The 18,294-nt window shown below is 68.9% G+C and carries 16 protein-coding genes; 3 read left to right on the plus strand and 13 right to left on the minus strand.

Annotated features, from left to right (window positions below):
- Positions 1-19 precede the first annotated feature (19 nt).
- The 9 genes from egtE to EJK91_RS18260 form a co-directional block, all read right to left on the minus strand.
- Positions 20-1,102 (minus strand): ergothioneine biosynthesis PLP-dependent enzyme EgtE, encoded by a 1,083-nt coding sequence (gene egtE / locus EJK91_RS18220; RefSeq protein ID WP_125079622.1) that lies wholly within the window; start codon positions 1,100-1,102, stop codon positions 20-22.
- Positions 1,099-2,067, minus strand: a complete 969-nt coding sequence (gene egtD, locus EJK91_RS18225; RefSeq protein WP_125079623.1) for an L-histidine N(alpha)-methyltransferase — start codon at positions 2,065-2,067, stop codon at positions 1,099-1,101. The genes egtE and egtD overlap by 4 nt, the downstream gene beginning before the upstream one ends.
- Complete coding sequence (gene egtC, locus EJK91_RS18230) at positions 2,064-2,765, minus strand: ergothioneine biosynthesis protein EgtC (RefSeq protein WP_125079624.1); 702 nt, start codon at positions 2,763-2,765, stop codon at positions 2,064-2,066. Before egtC ends, egtD begins: the two co-directional genes overlap by 4 nt.
- Positions 2,765-4,054 carry an ergothioneine biosynthesis protein EgtB gene (gene egtB / locus EJK91_RS18235; RefSeq protein WP_125079625.1) on the minus strand — a complete coding sequence of 430 codons (1,290 nt, stop codon included), beginning with the start codon at positions 4,052-4,054 and terminating at the stop codon, positions 2,765-2,767. The genes egtC and egtB overlap by 1 nt, the downstream gene beginning before the upstream one ends.
- Positions 4,051-5,337, minus strand: coding sequence for an ergothioneine biosynthesis glutamate--cysteine ligase EgtA (gene egtA / locus EJK91_RS18240; RefSeq protein WP_125079626.1), 1,287 nt, complete (start codon positions 5,335-5,337; stop codon positions 4,051-4,053). Before egtA ends, egtB begins: the two co-directional genes overlap by 4 nt.
- 64 nt (positions 5,338-5,401) lie before the next feature.
- Positions 5,402-6,064, minus strand: coding sequence for a sensor domain-containing protein (locus tag EJK91_RS18245; RefSeq protein WP_024443050.1), 663 nt, complete (start codon positions 6,062-6,064; stop codon positions 5,402-5,404).
- On the minus strand, positions 6,057-7,505 hold the full coding sequence (locus EJK91_RS18250; RefSeq protein ID WP_024443049.1) for a catalase: 1,449 nt from the start codon (positions 7,503-7,505) through the stop codon (positions 6,057-6,059). Before EJK91_RS18250 ends, EJK91_RS18245 begins: the two co-directional genes overlap by 8 nt.
- A gap of 134 nt (positions 7,506-7,639) precedes the next feature.
- A complete protein-coding gene (locus EJK91_RS23195; RefSeq protein ID WP_024443048.1) occupies positions 7,640-8,023 on the minus strand; it encodes a hypothetical protein in 384 nt (127 codons plus the stop codon).
- An 81-nt stretch (positions 8,024-8,104) separates the two neighbouring features.
- Complete coding sequence (locus tag EJK91_RS18260; RefSeq protein WP_241178742.1) at positions 8,105-8,440, minus strand: hypothetical protein; 336 nt, start codon at positions 8,438-8,440, stop codon at positions 8,105-8,107.
- A 250-nt stretch (positions 8,441-8,690) separates the two neighbouring features.
- On the opposite strand from EJK91_RS18260, the gene EJK91_RS18265 reads away from it, so the two are divergent.
- Positions 8,691-9,428, plus strand: coding sequence for a hypothetical protein (locus EJK91_RS18265; protein WP_125079628.1), 738 nt, complete (start codon positions 8,691-8,693; stop codon positions 9,426-9,428).
- Here the strand turns inward: EJK91_RS18265 and EJK91_RS18270 are convergent.
- The 3 genes from EJK91_RS18270 to EJK91_RS18280 all read right to left on the minus strand — a co-directional run bounded on the left by EJK91_RS18270 (position 9,421) and on the right by EJK91_RS18280 (position 12,929).
- Entirely contained in the window at positions 9,421-10,527 is a 1,107-nt protein-coding gene (locus tag EJK91_RS18270) for a DUF4185 domain-containing protein (protein ID WP_125079629.1), read from the minus strand. The two genes, EJK91_RS18265 and EJK91_RS18270, sit on opposite strands and share 8 nt — an antisense overlap.
- An 89-nt stretch (positions 10,528-10,616) precedes the next feature.
- Entirely contained in the window at positions 10,617-11,663 is a 1,047-nt protein-coding gene (locus EJK91_RS18275) for an aspartate-semialdehyde dehydrogenase (RefSeq protein ID WP_046301206.1), read from the minus strand.
- The gene (locus tag EJK91_RS18280) at positions 11,664-12,929 is read right to left on the minus strand and encodes an aspartate kinase (RefSeq protein ID WP_046301205.1); all 1,266 of its coding nucleotides are present in this window, start codon (positions 12,927-12,929) and stop codon (positions 11,664-11,666) included.
- Between the two features lie 281 nt (positions 12,930-13,210).
- On the opposite strand from EJK91_RS18280, the gene leuA reads away from it, so the two are divergent.
- Positions 13,211-15,085, plus strand: a complete 1,875-nt coding sequence (leuA, locus tag EJK91_RS18285) for a 2-isopropylmalate synthase (protein WP_125079630.1) — start codon at positions 13,211-13,213, stop codon at positions 15,083-15,085.
- A gap of 38 nt (positions 15,086-15,123) precedes the next feature.
- Positions 15,124-16,944, plus strand: coding sequence for a sigma-54-dependent Fis family transcriptional regulator (locus tag EJK91_RS18290; protein ID WP_125079631.1), 1,821 nt, complete (start codon positions 15,124-15,126; stop codon positions 16,942-16,944).
- Here EJK91_RS18290 and EJK91_RS18295 read toward each other — a convergent pair.
- On the minus strand, positions 16,926-18,032 hold the full coding sequence (locus tag EJK91_RS18295; protein ID WP_024443040.1) for an alpha/beta hydrolase fold domain-containing protein: 1,107 nt from the start codon (positions 18,030-18,032) through the stop codon (positions 16,926-16,928). The two genes, EJK91_RS18290 and EJK91_RS18295, sit on opposite strands and share 19 nt — an antisense overlap.
- Between the last annotated feature and the right edge of the window lie 262 nt (positions 18,033-18,294).

Genomic DNA, 18,294 nt, shown 5'->3' on the forward strand with positions numbered 1-18,294 from the left:
CGTTCGCCGCGAACGGCCTTCATCGGCTGTGCCGCGCACCGGCCAACGCTGCTGCGAGTACCTCCAAGTCTGCGTCGGTGGTGTCGAGGTGCGGTGAGATCCGCAGCACGGGCGAGGTCAGCTCCAGCGGTGCGCGTTCAACTCCGGCCGCGGTGGTCACGATCTTGTGCTCGGCGATGAGCCACGCACGCACCGCCACCGGATCGATGCCGGCCGGCGGCACCAAGGTGGTGATGGCGCTCGGCTCGTCGATCGGTTCGACCACCCGCCAGCCGGGTAGCTGTGCCAGCACCCGTCGGCTCCGGGCGCCTACCCCGGCCAGCTCAGCGCGAACCGCTGCCGGCCCGGCCGCCAGATGTTCGCCCAACGCAACGGAGAAGCCCAACTGCGCAGCCACATTGACGTCACCTGCCTCCGGTCCGGGCGCCGACAGTGCGGCCAACGCCGGCCGTACCGCCAGCGCCCCGACCCCGCGCGGCCCGGCAATCCACTTGCGTGACGACGAATAGACCGCATCGGCGCCGACGGCGCAGTCGATCTGCCCCAGGGCCTGCGCCGCGTCCACCACCAGCGGAACGCCGACCGACCGGCAGATGTCCGCCGCCTGCGCCAGGGGCTGCACCAGCCCGCGGTGACTGCCGACCGGGGTCAGGTGCACCAGGCTCGGCGGGTCGGCGGCTAGTGCAGCCGCCGCCTCGTCGAGTATCAGGCGGCCGGCGGGGTCCACCGGCAGCGTCCGCCAGCTGAACCCGTGCGCCGCCATCACCGCCAGATTCGGGCCGTATTCACCGGGCAGGCAAGCCAGGGTGCGCTGGGTGTCCGGCCACCGGGACAGAAGCAGGTCCAACGCATTTCGCGAGCCCGTGGTGAACACCACGTCGGCATCGGCCATGCCGGTCAATGCGCCGAAAGCCGCCCGCCCGGCATCCAGTACCGGTACGGCTGCCTCGGCGGCGACATAGCCACCGACCTCGGCTTCGTGGCGGGCATGCTGTGCTGCGGCGTCCAGTGCTGCATAGCTCTGCCGTGAGCAGGCCGCACTGTCCAGGTGCAGCCCGGCGACCGGTGGGCGCGCGGCGCGCCAGTTGTCGGCGCGGCTCATTTGATGGCGAGCGACAGGCCGAAATCGCCTGCCGCGTCGGTCCACCACCGTCGGCGCCGCAGTCCCGCCGCGGCCAGTTCCTCGGCCACCTGCTCCGGTCGGAATTTGCAGGACACCTCGGTCAGCATCTCCTCACCGGCCGCGAAATCGACAGCCAGATCCAGCGCACCGATCAGGACATGCTGGGCGCGGCGCGCCCGCAGCCACATCTCGATGCGCTGATCCGCCGAATTCCAGCGCGCCACATGGGCAAACTCGTCCAGGTCGAAGTCGGCGTCGAGTTCACGGTTCACCACCGCGAGCACATTGCGGTTGAACGCCGCGGTCACCCCGGCCGCATCGTCGTAGGCACGCACCAGCCTGTCGGTGTCTTTGACCAGATCGGTGCCCAGCAGCAGGCCATCGCCGTCGTGCATGACTGCGGCGAGGCCGGCCAGGAAGTCGGCACGCGGGCCCGCCGTCAGGTTGCCGATGGTCGATCCCAGAAATACGAACAGGCGCCTGCCGCCGTCGGGGATCTGGGCCAGATGGTGCTCGAAATCGCCGCAGACGCCATCCACGCGCACGCCGGGATAGTCACGGGCGATCGCTTCCCCCGCCGTCTCCAGTACCCCGGCGTCTACGTCGAACGGGATGAATCGGCGCAACGCACCGGCGTCCTGCAGCGCGTCCAGCAGCAACCGGGTCTTCTCTGAGGTGCCGCTGCCCAGCTCTACCAGGGTGTCCGCGCCCGACAGCGCCGCCACCTCGGCCGAACGTGCTCGCAGGATCTCCGCCTCGGCGCGGGTCGGGTAGTACTCGGGCAGCCGGGTGATCCGGTCGAACAGCTCACTGCCGATATCGTCGTAGAACCACTTGGGCGGTAAAAACTTCGGATGCTGAGTGAGCCCGTGGCGGACGTCCGCCCGCAGTGCGGTGCGAGCCGCGTCGGCGGCCAGGTGATTGGCGACAGTGACCCCCGTCATCGGGCCACGCCCAAGGCGGTGACGCGGACCTCTCCGTCGCGCGCATCGACCAGGTGACAATCTGGGATATCCACCCAGCACGGGTCGTCGTCGTAGGGCTCGCTGGCCAGCACCACACCATCGGCACCGTGCAACATCGACAAGGTATCTCCCCACGTCGTCGCCAACATTCGGGAACCGTTGGCGGCCAAAATGTTCAGTCGTGCGTGCGGGTCGGCCGCACCGATCTCGGTGATCACCTCACCCAACGACTCCACCCCCCGGTCGAAGATCACCGCAGCCAGTACGGCACTGTCACAGACCGATTCGGCACCCCTTGTAGTGGCCAGGACCTCACGGTTCACCACGCCGTTGTGTGACAGCAGCCAACCGCCATCGGTGAACGGCGCGGTGGCGCTGGCCTCGATGGGCATCCCGACGGTCGCCGAACGCACCGCGGCCACCACGCAGTGGCTGGCCAGCACCGGCGCGATCGAGGCGAAAGACCCGTCGCTCCACAGCGGCGCCGCGCTGCGCCACCGGCGCGGCGGCCCACCCTGGGAGGCATCGAAAAAGCCTGCGCCCCAACCGTCGGCGTTGAGCAGCCCGTGCTGCTGCCGGCGCGGAGCATAGGACTGCACGAGCAGACCCTGCGGCGGTTCCAGCATCAGCTCGGCCAATGACCGCGGTTTGCCCAGCCAGCCCAGGTGTCGACACATCAGGCGTCCCAGGCCAGTCGGACACCGGCGAAGATCTGCCGCCGATAGGGGTGGTCCCAGTTACGAAAACTCGGCCGCAGGATCTCGCGGGCCACCGCCCACGAGCCGCCACGCAGCACCCGGTAGTCGCCGCCGAAGAACGGTTCCGAATAGCGTTGGTAGATCATCGGAGAAAAGCCCGGCCACGGCTGCAGGGCCGAACTGGTCCACTCCCAGACGTCGCCGAGGAGTTGTTGCGCGCCATAGGCCGACGCCCCGCCCGGATAGGATCCGACCGGCGCAGGTCGCAGCGCCGCGCCGCCCAGGTTGGCCAGCTCGGCCGACGGTTCGGTGTCACCCCAGGGGTAGCGGCGTCGCGCGCCGACGGCTGGATCCCACGCGCAGGCCTTCTCCCATTCGACCTCGGTGGGCAGCCGGGCCCCGGCCCATGCCGCGTATGCCTGCGCCTCGAAATAACTGACGTGCTGCACCGGCTCGTCGTCGGGAAGGTCCTCGGCGTGGCCGAACCGGACCCGGGACCGGTGATCGGGGCCCCAGAACTCCGGCGCCGTCAACCCGGCCTGCACGCAGTGGCGCCAACCGCGTTCGCTCCACCACTGCGGTTGCCGGTAGCCGCCGTCGTCGATGAACACCCGCCATTCCCGGTTGGTCACCGGCACCCGGCCGATCCGGAACGCCGCCACATCGACACGGTGGGCGGGGCGTTCGTTGTCGAGCGAGAACGGCTCGTCGGTGGCATCGACGCCGAGCACGAATTCACCGCCGGGTACCAGCACGGAGGTTCCCGCCAGGTCGGACCGACCGGCGGGCAGGCCGTCGCCCGCGCCGAGCAGCGGTGCACCGGCGCGGAGGTTCAGCGCCTGCAGCATGGTCTCGTCGTGCTGATGTTCATGACTGAGGACCAAGCCGAATACGAACCCGTCCGGCGACTGCGCCACGTCACCGGGCAGCGAATCCAGCTTGTCGAAAACCTTGGAACGCACGGTGGCGCAATACTTCCGGGCCTGTTCAGGCGCCAACAGCGGTAGATCGACCCGGCTGGCCCGCGGATGGATGAAGGCATCGTAGAGGCCCTCGACATCGGCCGGCAGCATGCCGGACCGCGCCGGGTCCCCGTCACGCAACAGCCACAGCTCCTCCTGCTGACCGATATGAGCCAGGTCCCACACCAGCGGGCTCATCAGCGGGTCGTACTGGCGGTGCAGCTCGGCGTCGTCGAAATCGACGAGCGTCAGCGTGCGCTGCCGCGCCCGGGTCAGATCGCGGGCCAATATTTCGGATGTGGTCATAACTGTCCGCGCGCCAATCGGGTCACCATCGCCGTGGCGTCGGACCGGGTCACTTCGTCGGTGACGTCGTCGGCGGGGCAGCGGCCTCGTTCGACCATGCCGACCAGGCGATCCATCCCGTCACGCAGGGACGCGGGGACCCGGTCAGCGACCAGTCCCACGCAGCGTCGGGCGGCGGCGTGCAACCGTGGGTCGGCCAGGCCGATCCGGGCGGCGACGTCCCAGGCGGTGGCTACGGGGGCGACGGCGTCGGCGGCGCTGTCCGCGGCCACCGGGTCATCGAGGAGGGTGGCCAGGGTGAATACCAGTGCCGGCCAGAGGCTGTCGTCAACACTGTCGAGGTAGCGGATCTCCAGCCATCCGCGCGGACGCACCGGCGGAAACAACGTGGTCAGGTGGTAGTCGAGGTCTTTGGTGCCGGCGCGGCGACCGCCGAGCCGCACCCTTCCGTCAGCCCAGTCGGCGAACGGCACGTAGCGGCTGACCGGAATCGCTTCGGGTGTATGCACGAGCATGACGGGCGCTTTGAGCGCGTACCGCGCCCAATCGGTGGCGGGGTCGGTGCCGTCAAGGCCGAGGACGGGACCGCAGCGCGCCGAGTCCAGCCGGCTCCACACCCGCTGCCGGGTGGAGCGCCAGCCGGAGAACTCCCCGGACAGCAGCGGGGAGTTCGCGGCGATCGCGACCATCGTCGGGCCCAGCGCGTGGGCCAGCCGGACCCGGTCGGCCCAACCCGAGCGGGTACCGGCATCCAGGTTGAGCTGGACCGAGGCCGTGGACGTCATCATCGCCGCACCGGCCGAACCGGTGTGGCTGGCGGCGAAGAACTGTTCCATCGCCGCGTAGCGCTCACCGGGGTTGACCCGCTCGGTGGGCCGCAGCGGGTCTGCCCCCAGCTGCACCAGTCCCAGGCCGGCGTCCGCGAAAGCCGCCCGCAGCAGCGCCTGGTCGGCCGCCATCGCGTCGATCGCGGAGAGCGCATCGGTCAGCGGCGGGCCGGAGAGCTCCACAGCGCCGCCGGGCTCGACCGTGACGACGCTGCCGCCCGGCAAGGCCGGCAGCGACCGCAGCACGTCACCGATCTCGGCCCAGCCGGGCCGGCGGTGCGGGTCGGTGGGGTCGAAGCAGTGCGCCTCGATCTCCAAACCCACCCGGCCGTGCGGGGCGTCGGTGAGGCACCGCTGCGTGATGTAGTCGGCGGCGTCGGAGGCACCGGCCAGTTCGGGGCCGCCCAGGCAGGCTTCATCTCCGCGGGACAGCTGCGTCGCCGCGGCGAACCCCATATCAACCCCTCCGCCCGTCGATCCTCCCGACGCTACCGGAGAGGGGCGACAAGAGGACGGGTGATCACTGACCCAAGGAGTTCTGCATCGCCCCTGCCAGCACGTTCACCGCTGGGCCGGCGTTACCGGACTGGCAGACCTTGGCCTGCAACAAGACGTTGGCCCGCAGCCGGGTCTGGTTGAAGCAGCGCCGGTCGGTGCCGGCCTCCTGCTTGGTCCAGGCCGCATCCGTAGCCGTGGCAGGCCCACCGCTGAACTCCCAGACCTGGGTGGCTCCGTTGTCCAGATGCATCGCGGTGGTGCGGCCCGGACAGCCGCCGGTCCGGTCGACGACACGGTGAAACGCCGCGGCCGCAGCATCGTTGGTGGCGAACACGCCCACCGCCTGCTTGGCGAAGTGTCTCTGGTCGTTGGCCGAGGTCTGGCTGACGGCGCTGTTGAACGACGCCAGGTCGGGATCGTTGTAGACCTCGGGCAGTCCGATGTCGGCCCAGTTGTTGCATGCCGGGTCGTCGACCCAGAAGGCCTGGAAAGGCTGGCCGGAGACGGCCTCGAAGCCCATCGGGGCGCCCACGATGTTGCCGACCGATCCCTTCGGCAGCACCGCGTAGGAGACCACGCCGGGTTCCGACGGCCCGGCGGCGGCGAGCGGAGCGACCGCTGCACCTGCTGCGGCCAGCCCCAGCCCCGCCGCCAGGGTTGCCGCGGCCCGTCGGGCGTCAGGCAAGGTTGGCCCGCACCCCGGCCTCCACCGCGCTGCCCAGATCGGGGTCGACGTTGCGCCAGTACTCGAACACCCGGGACAGCACCGGCTCGGTGACACCGGCCGAAACATGCCCAATAATGTTGGCGGCCAATCGCTTCCGCGCATCGTCGTCGAGGACGTCGCGGACCAGGGTCCGAGCCTGACTGAAGTCGTCGTCGTCGGGCCGCAGCGTGTAGGCAGCGCGCACCATGTCTCCGTCGGCGTGCCAGCGCACTTCGGCGGCACGGGCGGGGTCAGCCTTGGGTCCGCCCATCGAGTTCGGTGCGTACACCGGGTCCGTCGCATTGACGAACCGCATGGCACCGTCCTTGGAGTAGCTGTGCACCTCGGATTTCGGTGCGTTGACCGGCAATTGGCTGTAGTTCGTCCCGATCCGGGCCCGGTGGGCGTCGGCGTAGGAGAAACCCCGGGCCAGCAACATCTTGTCCGGGCTCAGGCCGGTGCCGGGCACCATGTTGTTGGGCTGGAACGCCGCCTGCTCGATCTCACTGTGGTAGTCGCTGACGTTGCGATCCAGGGTCAGCTTGCCGACGTCGATCAGCGGATAGTCGGCGTGCGGCCACACCTTCGTCAGATCAAACGGGTTGTAGCGGTAGGTCTTTGCCTCCTCGAATGGCATGATCTGCATCTTCAGCGTCCAACTCGGATACTCCCCGCGCTCGATCGCCTCATACAGATCCCGCTGGTGGAAGTCGGCATCGACGCCGGCCAACCGGTCGGCCTCCTCCTGGGTGAGGAAATCCACGCCCTGGTCGCTGATGAAGTGGTACTTGACCCAGAAGATCTCTCCGGCGGCGTTGATCCAGCTGTAGGTGTGGCTGGAGTAGCCGTTCATGTGGCGCCAGTCCTTCGGAATACCCCGGTCCCCCATCAGCCAGGTGACCTGGTGAGCCGACTCCGGGGTGAGGCTCCAGAAGTCCCACTGCATGTTGTGGTCGCGCAGGTTGCTGGCCGCGCGACGCTTCTGGGAGCGGATGAAGTGCTGGAACTTCAGCGGGTCACGCATGAAGAAGACCGGGGTGTTGTTGCCGACCAGGTCGAAGTTGCCCTCCGAGGTGTAGAACTTCGTCGCGAAACCGCGGGGGTCCCGCCAGGTGTCTGGGCTGCCCCGCTCGCCGGCGACGGTGGAGAACCTTGTCAGCGTCTCGGTCTTGGCGCCCGGCGCGAACACCGCGGCCCTGGTGTATGCGGTGACGTCTGCGGTGACCTCGAAGTGACCGAACGCCCCACCACCTTTGGCGTGCGGCTGACGTTCGGGGGTGCGCTCCCGGTTGAACATCGCCATCTGTTCGATCAGGTAGTGGTCCTGCAACAGGATGGGGCCATCGGGGCCGATCGTCAGCGATTCGCCGTCGCTGGGCGCCGGGATTCCGGAGTCGGTGGTGGTGTGGTGCTCGGTCATCTGTCTGTCTCCTCCTGTGCTCAAGCGCTTGTGAATCAACGTGTTTGACTCAGATCGCCAACGAGTGTGCGGTCACCTGCGGCCGACATGGCACATCGCGCAGGACGCCGCGCACGCGGCAGCTTTGGAAAGGATCAGCGGTGCGGTGGCGGCGCCGACGGCGGAGGTGGTGGCGGCGGCGCTGGTGGCCCGCCGGGCCCGCCCGGGCCATTGCCCGGGCCGGCCGACCGGGGACCTGGCCAGTGTGGTTCCGCACCGGGACCCGCTGGCCCGAAACCGGGCCCGCCCGGCCCGAAATCGGGACCCATCGGCGGGCCGTGATGCATCATGCACGGGCCATGGCGGTGGTGCCCGTGCCAACCGCCGCCGCTGAGGTAAACACCGGTGCCGAAAATGACGGCGGCGACGAAGACGGTTCCGGCGACGATCACCACCCAGGCCGCGGCTTGGTAGAGCCGGTTCGGCGGTGGCGGCGGCGCCGGCGGAGGAGCTTGGGCGGGGACTGGCGACTCGCTCATACCGATCAATCATGCCCCAGAACGACGCCGGCCGCCGCCCTTCGGGAGGGGCGGCGGCCGGTTGCTCGTGGCCGGGACGGGTTACCGGCCGGGTGGGGACGGCGGGGCCTGGGTGCTCACCGATGGCGGCAGCTCACCGGGTCCTCGCTGGCCCGGGCCGGGTCCCATCGGTCCCGGGCCGCGGTGGTGGCCCTTGTGAAACATCGCGTGTTGGCCGTGGTGGCCGTGATGTCCATGGCAGTGGTGCCCGCCCGGACCGCCGCGGCTGACCCAGACTCCGGCCAAGAAGATCGACGAGACGATGAAGACGATGCCGGCGACGATCGCGACCCAGGCCGCGAGCCGGTAAAGCCAGTAGGGCTTGGGCTCACCCGGCGGTGCCGGCGGAGGGGTTGTGGTGACGGGTGTTTCGCTCATGTAAGGCATCTTGCCGGGGGCAACACCCGGCACCGCTAGGTCTTGGCTATGCATCCGCTATGAGCGCATGCGCCGGCCGGGCGGTCCACCGGCCCCCGAACAGCCGGACGCCACCCTATAAATAGGGTCAGAAAGTCCAGGGAAAACCCTGTATCCCCGCCCCGCCCCGCGCTCCTAGCATCGCTCTCAGAACCAGCCAACAAGGCGGTTACCAGGAGGGGAAGGCACGACAATGGGAAATCTGAAACGTATGGGAAGCCTGAGCGTATTGGCTGCCGGGTTGGGTATCGGGGCCGCCCTGGCGACGACGCCGGGCGTCGCTTTGGCCGGGACAACCTCGGCGGACGGCGGCGCCGGTGCGCTGGGCGTCGCCGCCGCCTTCGCCGCAGCGGACGTTGGTGACGCGGCCGCCACGATCGGCACCGCGGCGGCGGTATCGCTGCCCACCCTGCCCGACGGCTTCGGTAGCATCGCCATCTCGATCAGCGGATTCGATCTGCTCACGCTGGGGACCGCGTCCGCGTCGTCAAGCTTCGGCAACTTCGCGATCGCCTACGGCGACTACTCGGACGCCAACGCCATGAGCGGCTTGTTCAACTACGCGTCCGCCCAGGGCGACCACAGCCTCGCCGTGGTCGGGGACACCGGATCGTTCAACTACGCCTCCGCGATCGGCGATCACGCCAGCGCTTCAGCGGCGTGGGGCAACGGCAACGTGGCCACCGCGACCGGCGATTACGCTGTCGCCAGTGCGGGCGCCTCGGTGGTGCCAGGCGTCTACGACAGCCACTACAACACCGCCACCGCCGAAGGCTTGCACGCCATCGCCTACGCCGGCTGGGACGGCAGCAGCAACAACGAAGCGAGCGCCATCGGCGACTACGTCCAGGACTACGCCCCGGATGGCGGCCCCTGGTCTGCCGACGCCAACCTCCTCGGTGACGACGGCGCGGACTTCTGGTCCGGCCTATGGAACCTGTTCAGCTGACCGACCAGGGCTTGAACGGGTTCACCGCGAACTGGATCACCCGGTAGGGCGCACGGTCACGCGGCTGGGTGTTCCACTGGCTGACGAATATCCGCAGCTCATCGAGGGTCGATCCGGGTGAGATGTAGCCGCCGTAGGGCTGGGCCAGCCGGTTGTCGAACGGGGACGGCAAGGTCTCCACGGGCACCGGCGGATCCGGCCACTCGGCGTGCTGCACCACCGTGGTCACCGGGGCGGTGCCCAACCCGGTCGGTTCGTAGGCCACGCGCACCTCCATGTTGCCGGTGGTGCCGTTGAAGTAGGACAGCACCGGCCTGCCGTCGATCTGGCGCAGGCTCAGCTCGCCGATCTGGTCGTTCCACAATGGCGTGGGCTTGTGCCCCCAGCCTTTGTCGGCCGACCAGCCCTGCCAGGCCGAGCGGTCGGTGAACTCGGCCGGTGCGACCCGGTACAGCGTCACCGATGCGCTGCGGTCAAAGTTGTTGGCCACCAGGTACACCCAGCCGGTGGGTGAGTCCGGAGCCGGAACCGGGTCGTAGTAACCACTGATCTGGGACTGGCCGTAATCCTGATAGGAGGCGGGCCGCGCCGATCCCGGCACCGTCTGCCAACCCGGTTGCGCCGGATCGGCTTTCACCAGCCGTGAGCTCTGCGGAACCAGCATCTTGGCGGTGGTCACCATCAGATAGTTGGTCCGGTTGATCGAGACGATTCCGGCCGGCAGCTGCGTACTGCCCGCCGGCCCCGGATCGGCCAGCAACGGCCTGTCCACCCCGAGCACCCCGGTGTAGCGCACCCCGTCGGAGTCGTCGACCGAATCGGGGTCCAGCCGCAGTGCGATCGGCGAATACCAGCCGCCATACCCGACACCCTGGCCGGCGAAGCTGTCCCCGCAGATCTGCAGCACCGCGCTGGGGAACTCCATGAACTCACACAGGTCGGTGGCGCCGATACCGTAATCGCCGGTGGGCGTTCCGGTTCCGGCGCTGGGGCCGATCCGCACCACTTGACCTTCGGCCAGCGGCCACAGCACCGGACGCGGGATGGGCGCGGGCGGCTCGGCGTGCGCCACAGCAGGCAGAGCCACCAGCATTGTCATCAGCGCCGACCCCGCCGAGCGCGCACTCCGTCCGAGAGTTCTTCGGAAATCTCGCGCTGAGCGCACGTTCGACGCCCGGGGCTTTCGGGTCAGGCCCCGGAAGACCCAGCCAGCAGCTCGGCGATCTGAATCGTGTTGAGCGCCGCGCCTTTACGCAGGTTGTCCCCGGAGACGAACAGCGCCAGTCCGCGCCCGTCGGGAGCGCCCGGGTCAACCCGGATCCGGCCCACCAGCGAGTCGTCGGCGCCGGCGGCAGCCAGCGGGGTCGGCACGTCGGTCACCGTCACACCCGGGGCCTCAGCCAGGATCTCGGCGGCCCGCTGCGGAGACAGCGGGCGAGCGAACTCCGCGTTGATCGACAGCGAGTGCCCGGTGAACACCGGCACGCGAACACACGTGCCGCTCACCAAAAGGTCTGGCACGCCGAGGATCTTGCGACTCTCATAGCGCAGCTTCTGGTCTTCGTCGGTCTCGCCCGAGCCGTCGTCGACCAGCGAGCCCGCCAGCGCGACCACGTTGAACGCGATGGGTGCGACGTACTTGTTCGGCGCCGGGAAATCGACCGCGCCGCCGTCGTTCACCAATTGCTCGGCGCCGTCGATGACCGCACGGACCTGCGTCGCCAGCTCCTGCACGCCGGCCAGCCCGCTGCCCGAAACCGCCTGGTAGGTCGAGACGATCAGCCGGGTCAGGCCGGCCTCGTCGTGCAGCGGCTTGAGCACCGGCATCGCCGCCATCGTGGTGCAGTTCGGGTTGGCGATGATCCCCTTGGCCAACTGCTTCCCGCGCACATCGCGATCGAAGTTCACCTCCGAGACCACCAGCGGGACATCGGGATCCTTGCGCCACGCCGACGAGTTGTCGATCACCGTGACCCCGGCGGCGGCGAACCGCGGCGCCTGCACCCGCGACATCGTCGCCCCGGCGGAGAACACCGCGATGTCCAGCCCGGACGGGTCCGCGGTCTCGGCGTCCTCGACCTCGATCTCGGCGCCGCGGAATCCCAGCTTGCGTCCGGCCGAACGGGCCGAGGCGAAGAACCGCACCTGCTCGGCCGGGAAGTTGCGCTCCTCCAGCAAGGTACGCATCACCTGGCCGACCTGGCCGGTCGCACCGACCACACCGATGGAAACCATTTAGCGCCCCGTCCCGCCGTAGACCGTGGCCGCCTCGTCCGTGCCGAGGCCGAACGCCTCGTGCAGCGAAACAACGGCCTTGTCCAGATCATCTTCGGCGCACAGCACCGAGATCCGAATCTCGGAGGTGGAGATCAGATCGATGTTGACCCCGTTGTCGGCCAGCGTCTCGCAGAAGGTGGCCGTCACCCCCGGGTGGCTGCGCATCCCGGCACCGATCAGCGACACCTTGCCCACCTTGGCGTCGTAGAGCACCTCGGTGAAGCCGATCTCGCTCTTGAGCGACTCCAGCTTGGCCACCGCGGCCGGCCCGTTGTCGCGCGGGCAGGTGAAGGTGATGTCGGTCTTGCCGTCCTCGATCTTCGAGACGTTCTGCAACACCATGTCGATGTTGATGTCGGCGTCGGCGACGGCACGGAAGATCTTGGCCGCATAGCCGGGCAGGTCGGGGATACCGACCACGGTCACCTTGGCTTCGCTGCGGTCGTGCGCGACTCCGGTCAGGATGGCGTCTTCCATGGGGATGTCCTTGATCGATCCAGAAACGATGGTGCCGGGTTTGTCCGAGTAGGAGGACCGGACGTGGATGGGCAGGTGGTAGCGGCGGGCATACTCCACGCAGCGCAGCATGAGCACCTTGGCGCCGCATGCGGCCAGTTCGAGCATCTCCTCGAAGGTGACGGTGTCCAGGCGCTTGGCGTTGGGCACGATGCGCGGGTCGGCGCTGAAGATGCCGTCGACATCGGTGTAGATCTCGCAGACGTCGGCCTTGAGCGCCGCGGCCAGCGCGACCGCGGTGGTGTCCGAGCCGCCGCGGCCCAAGGTGGTGACGTCCTTGGTGTCCTGGCTGACACCCTGGAAACCGGCAACCAGCACCACCTGGTCCTCGCCGAGCGCGGCCTGCAGCCGGCCCGGGGTGACGTCGATGATCTTGGCCTTGCCGTGCGCACCGGTGGTGATGACTCCGGCCTGCGACCCGGTGAACGAGCGGGCGTTGCAGCCCAGCTCCTCGACGGCCATCGCGACCAGGGCGTTGGAGATCCGCTCTCCGGCGGTCAGCAACATGTCCAGTTCGCGAGCCGGCGGCGCAGAACACACCTGCTGCGCGAGGTCCAGCAAGTCATCGGTGGTGTCGCCCATCGCCGAGCAGACCACCACGACCTCGTTACCAGCTCTTTTGGTCTCGACGATGCGCTCGGCGACCCGGCGGACCCGGTCGGCGTCGGCCACCGACGATCCGCCGTATTTCTGCACGACGAGCGCCACGGTCGTCCTTTCCGCCGATCTGACTGATCGGGCCTCTACAAGAACCTCAACAAGGATAGGGGAAGGACTTCACCGGTTCACTCGGCCTCCAGGGCGACAACGTGCCAGGACATCGCACTGCGGCCACGGGATCGGCGTGTAAACTTCTCCACGTGCAACGCGCGCTCCTGCTCGGACGCCGCGACGGGGTCTGACCAGGACCGGCTCCCCGTCGCGGGTTTCGCCGATGCGCCGGTTCTTGAGTCCACTGGACAAGTCCCTGACAAGCCGGAGCGAAAATCGTGACCACCTATTCCCAGCCTTCTAGCACTGACGCCTTCACGTCCACCCGTGCCATCACCACACCCGCCGGGCCACGAGGCGCCGGCCAGCCCGCCTGGAACCCCCAGCGCGGCTCGGCAATGCCGGTCAACCGGTACCGCAGCTTCGCCGACGAGGTCGAGAACATCGTCCTGCCCGACCGCACCTGGCCGGACCGCGTCATCGAACGCGCCCCGCTGTGGTGTGCGGTGGACCTGCGCGACGGCAACCAGGCGCTGATCGACCCGATGAGCCCGGCGCGAAAGCGGCGGATGTTCGACCTGCTGGTGGCGATGGGCTACAAGGAGATCGAGGTCGGCTTCCCGTCGGCCAGCCAGACCGACTTCGACTTCGTCCGCGAGATCATCACCGAGGGCGCGGTGCCCGACGACGTCACGCTGCAGGTGCTGACCCAATGCCGTGACGAGCTGATCGAGCGCACCTTTGAGGCCTGCGCGGGCGCCAAGAATGTGATCGTGCACTTCTACAACTCGACGTCGGTGCTGCAGCGACGGGTGGTTTTCCGGGCCGACCAGGCGGCGGTGCAGGCCATCGCGGTGGCCGGGGCGCGCAAGTGTCTGGAGGAGCAGGCCAAGTACCCGGACACCCGGTGGCGCTACGAGTACTCGCCGGAGTCCTACACCGGAACCGAACTGGAGTACGCCAAGGCGGTCTGTGACGCCGTCGGCGACGTGATCCAGCCGACGCCGGATAACCCGATCATCTTCAACCTGCCGGCCACCGTGGAGATGGCCACCCCGAACGTCTACGCCGACTCGATCGAGTGGATGAGCCGCAACCTGAAGCGCCGCGACTCGGTGATCCTGAGCCTGCACCCGCACAACGATCGCGGCACTGCCGTGGCCGCCGCGGAACTGGGCTATGCGGCCGGGGCCGACCGGATCGAGGGCTGCCTGTTCGGCAACGGCGAACGCACCGGCAACGTCTGCCTGGTGACGCTGGGCCTGAACCTGTTCTCGCGCGGCGTGGATCCCCAGATCGACTTCTCCAACATCGACGAGATCCGGCGCACCGCCGAGTACTGCAACCAGCTCAACGTCCCCGAACGTCACCCTTACGGCGGTGACCTGGTCTACACCGCGTTCTCCGGCAGCCACCAGGACGCCATCAACAAGGGCCTGGACCAGATGAAGATCGACGCCGACGCCGCCGACTCCGACGTCGACGACATGCTCTGGCAGGTGCCCTACCTGCCGATCGACCCCCGCGACGTGGGCCGCACCTACGAAGCGGTGATCCGGGTCAACTCGCAGTCCGGCAAGGGCGGCGTGGCGTATGTGATGAAGACCGACCACGGCCTGGTGCTGCCGCGCCGACTGCAGATCGAGTTCTCCAAGGTCATCCAGCAACTCACCGACGGCGAAGGCGGCGAGGTCACGCCGAAGGAGATGTGGGACGCCTTCGCCGAGGAGTACCTCAACCCGATCCGGCCGCTGGAGCGGATGCACCAGAAGCTGCTGGCGGCCGAGACCGACGACGGCACCGACCGTATCGAGGCCACCGTCCTGGTCGACGGGGTGGAAACGGAGATCACCGGGGCCGGCAACGGCCCGCTGGCCGCGTTCGTCGACGCGCTGAGCCAGATCGGTGTACAGGTCCACGTGCTCGACTACTCCGAGCATGCGATGAGTGCCGGTGAGGAGGCCCAGGCCGCGGCATACGTGGAGGCGCGCGTGACGATCGCGAGCGCGACGGAGTCGGGCGAAGCGGGTCGGCACGCCGAAGGCACAGCCGGTGACCACACCGTGTGGGGCGTCGGGATCGCGTCGTCGATCACCACCGCGTCGCTGCGCGCGGTGGTCTCCGCGGTGAACCGGGCGGCCCGGCTAGGCTGACGCGACCAACGGGGGGCAGGCATGACGCGAGTGACGCGATGTCCGGGGATGACAACCCGCTGCTGAGGGCTGCCGCCGACCGGATGGCATTCCTGGAGTTCGGCAGGCCAAGCGTCGCGGGAGTCTCCGACCTGGTTGTCGCTTCGTGGGAGCGCAGCCGGGATGCTGGCGTGGATGTCATTCGCCCGATCAGCACGTTCACCGATGCGGTCGACACCGATTCGCTGTTGGCGCGCGCCGCGCGCCCCGTGCTGGAGCAGTTGGGCGACGACACCTCCGCCGCGCACCTGCCGCTGGCCATCGGCCTGACCGACCGCAAAGTGCGCGTCGTCCAACGGATCGACTCCTCCTCGACGGGCACCCGGCTGTTCGACCGGGTCCAGTACGCGCCCGGATTCGACTTCTCGGAGGCGGCCGTGGGCACCAACGGGGCCGGCACCGTCTTCGAGTCAGGCCAGGCCGCCAGCATCGTCGGCCCGGAGCACTACAGCGAGAGCCTGGAGAACTTCGCCGCCGGCGGCGCTCCGATCCTCGACCCGGTCACCGGCCGCGTCGAAGGCGTCGTGGCAATCGCCACCCTGACCCAGGCGTGGAACCCCGTCATGCACGTTCTGGTCAAGAACGCCGCAAAGGAGATCAGCCGCAACCTGCTGCTCGACCGCAGCCAGACACAACAGGCCGTCTTCGACGCCTACCTCCGCGTCACCGCCCGGTCGAACCGCGCGGCCGTGTTCGCCTTCGGCACCGCGCTGCTGATCGCCAGCCCCGCCGCCCAGCAGATGTTCGACGCCGCGGAACAGCAGGTGCTCCGCGACCACGCGACGTTCCTGCTGGCCGGCAGAGAACGCGCCAGCGACACCGTCGTCCTGCCGGGCAGCCAACGCGTCGTGCGGATTCGCGGGACCCGTGTCTTCGCCGGCGCGCAGGTCGCCGGGACGCTGATGATCGCCGAACCGGTGAGGTCTGGTCGTGCCGGGGCCGCCGGGCAGTCCCCCGTGCCCGCCGTGCTGCCGGTTGAGGTGCCCACGCTCTTCGGGTCGCCGCAGTCCCTGGCCAGCGGCCGCTCGCCGGCTTGGGTGCGGGCCTGCGGCGAACTGCGCGACGCACTGGAGAACCTGATGCCTGTCCTGCTGGTCGGTGAGGCCGGGGTGGGCAAATTCACCCTGGCGACGCAGCTTTTCCAGTCGGTCCATCCCGGTGGTCGCATCGTGACGGTAGACGCCGGACGGCACGCCAACGACGGCAAGGACGGTCCGCTACCCAACGATTCGGGCCAGCCCACGTTGTACATCGCCCGCAACGTCGACCAGGCCGACGCGGAGGACATCGGCGCGCTGGACAGGTATTTCGCGGTGGTCGAATCGGTCGATGCACCCAGCTGGAGGGTCGCCACCGTGTCCCACGACCCGGACGGGTCGGCGCCGGCGCTCGGTGCGCTCCTGGGGCATTTCGACGCAGCGATCACGGTGCCACCGCTGCGCTACCGTACCGACGACCTGCCGGGCATCGCCGCCGCGCTGCTGCGCGGGATCGCAGGCGAGCGCAGGGTGCGGCTCGGCCCGGCAGCGCACCGGCTCATCGGCCGCTATTCGTGGCCGGGAAACATCGCTGAACTGCGCGATGCCCTCGAACATGCGCTGCGCAAACGTCAGGTCGGCGAGCTCACCGACACCGATCTGCCCGGCTACTGCCAGAGCGTGTCCCGCCGCGCCCTGACTCAGCTCGAAGTCATCGAGCGCGACGCGATCGTCACCGCCCTGCGACAGGCCAACGGCAGCCGGGTGGCCGCCGCAGCGCAGCTGGGAATGTCGCGGTCAAGCCTGTACCGGAAGCTGAAGACCTACGGGATCACCACGTAGTCGTCGATTCCCTCCGGAACCGCCGCCCAATCGGTCACCGCACGGATGTAGGCACCGATCTGCCGCAGCGAACGGTTGGCCTCCGGCACTATCGGCGCGATCTGGAACACGTGCATCTGACCGGGCCACACCCGCAGCTGGACCGGAACACCGACGCCGGCCAGCCTGTTCGCCACCAGCGTGGCGTCGTGCAGCATGGCCTCGGACCCGGACACGTGGATCAGGGTGGGGCACAGCCCGGACTCGATGTGGTCGAGCGGTTCGAAGATCTCCTCGCGCGTGCCGTCGGCGCCCCGGCGCCTGGCGGCGTGGGTGATCAGGTCGACGAGCGCATCGAAGGCCTTGGCGGGGAACATCGCATCGGTGGCACTGTTGGGGTGCTCGCGCCTGGACGCCTTGGCGATCTGGGTCAACGGCGACATGCAGACGACGGCGGCGGGCTGTTCTGCCTCATCGAGCAGCCGTACCGCCAGCGCCAGCGCCAGGTAGCCTCCCGCGGAGTCACCGGCCACCACTATCTGGTCCGGTGCGTATCCCTGACTGCGCAGCCACTGGTAACCGTCGTAGCAGTCGTCGATCGCCGCGCCGACGGAGTGCTTGGGGATCATCCGGTAACTGACCACCAGCGCCGGGCTGTCGGCATACTTCGACAGCGTGGTGACCATCCGATCGTGGGTGTTGACTCCGCACGTCAAGAACGCGCCGCCGTGCAGGTAGAGCACAACGCGGCCGGTGCCGTCGGCGGGCCGCACACCGGCGGCGCGGACCAGCCGCGCCGTGCAGCGTGCCAACCGAACCGTGCGGCGAACGCTGCCCGGGGCGGAGGGGACGACCCGGGCAGCGTGGTCCAACAGGCCCCATGGCCAGGGCGCCTTCGGCAGTTGAGCGCCGATCGCCAGGATGGGCCGAATACTGAGACGCGCGGCCAAACCGGCCAGCTGGCCGGCGAGGCTGGGCCCGTTCTCCACCACCTCGTCCAGCATCGCGGGATCCCGGTGGTGGGCGGGGTTCGACGCGCTCCGACGGGCCCAGCCCGCCAGCGGGGTCACGTCGGCGGGGAGCCGGTCTGTACGCACAGCGGTGGTCATCGCTGTCCTGCCGGGCGCCGCGAATGTTTCGTCACGGTTAACAGCATGGGGGAAGCTGTTCACCTGCCGATGTCCCAAAATGAGACATTTCGCGTCGCGGCGACGCGTTAAAACAGCGAGATCTGCTCCCCGCCGACGTGACCCCGCTGGCGGGCTGGGCCCGTCGGAGCGCGTCGAACCCCGCCCACCACCGGGATCCCGCGATGCTGGACGAGGTGGTGGAGAACGGGCCCAGCCTCGCCGGCCAGCTGGCCGGTTTGGC

Origin of the sequence: Mycobacterium sp. P7213, from assembly GCF_900604305.1 — a bacterium.
Lineage (GTDB): Bacteria > Actinomycetota > Actinomycetes > Mycobacteriales > Mycobacteriaceae > Mycobacterium.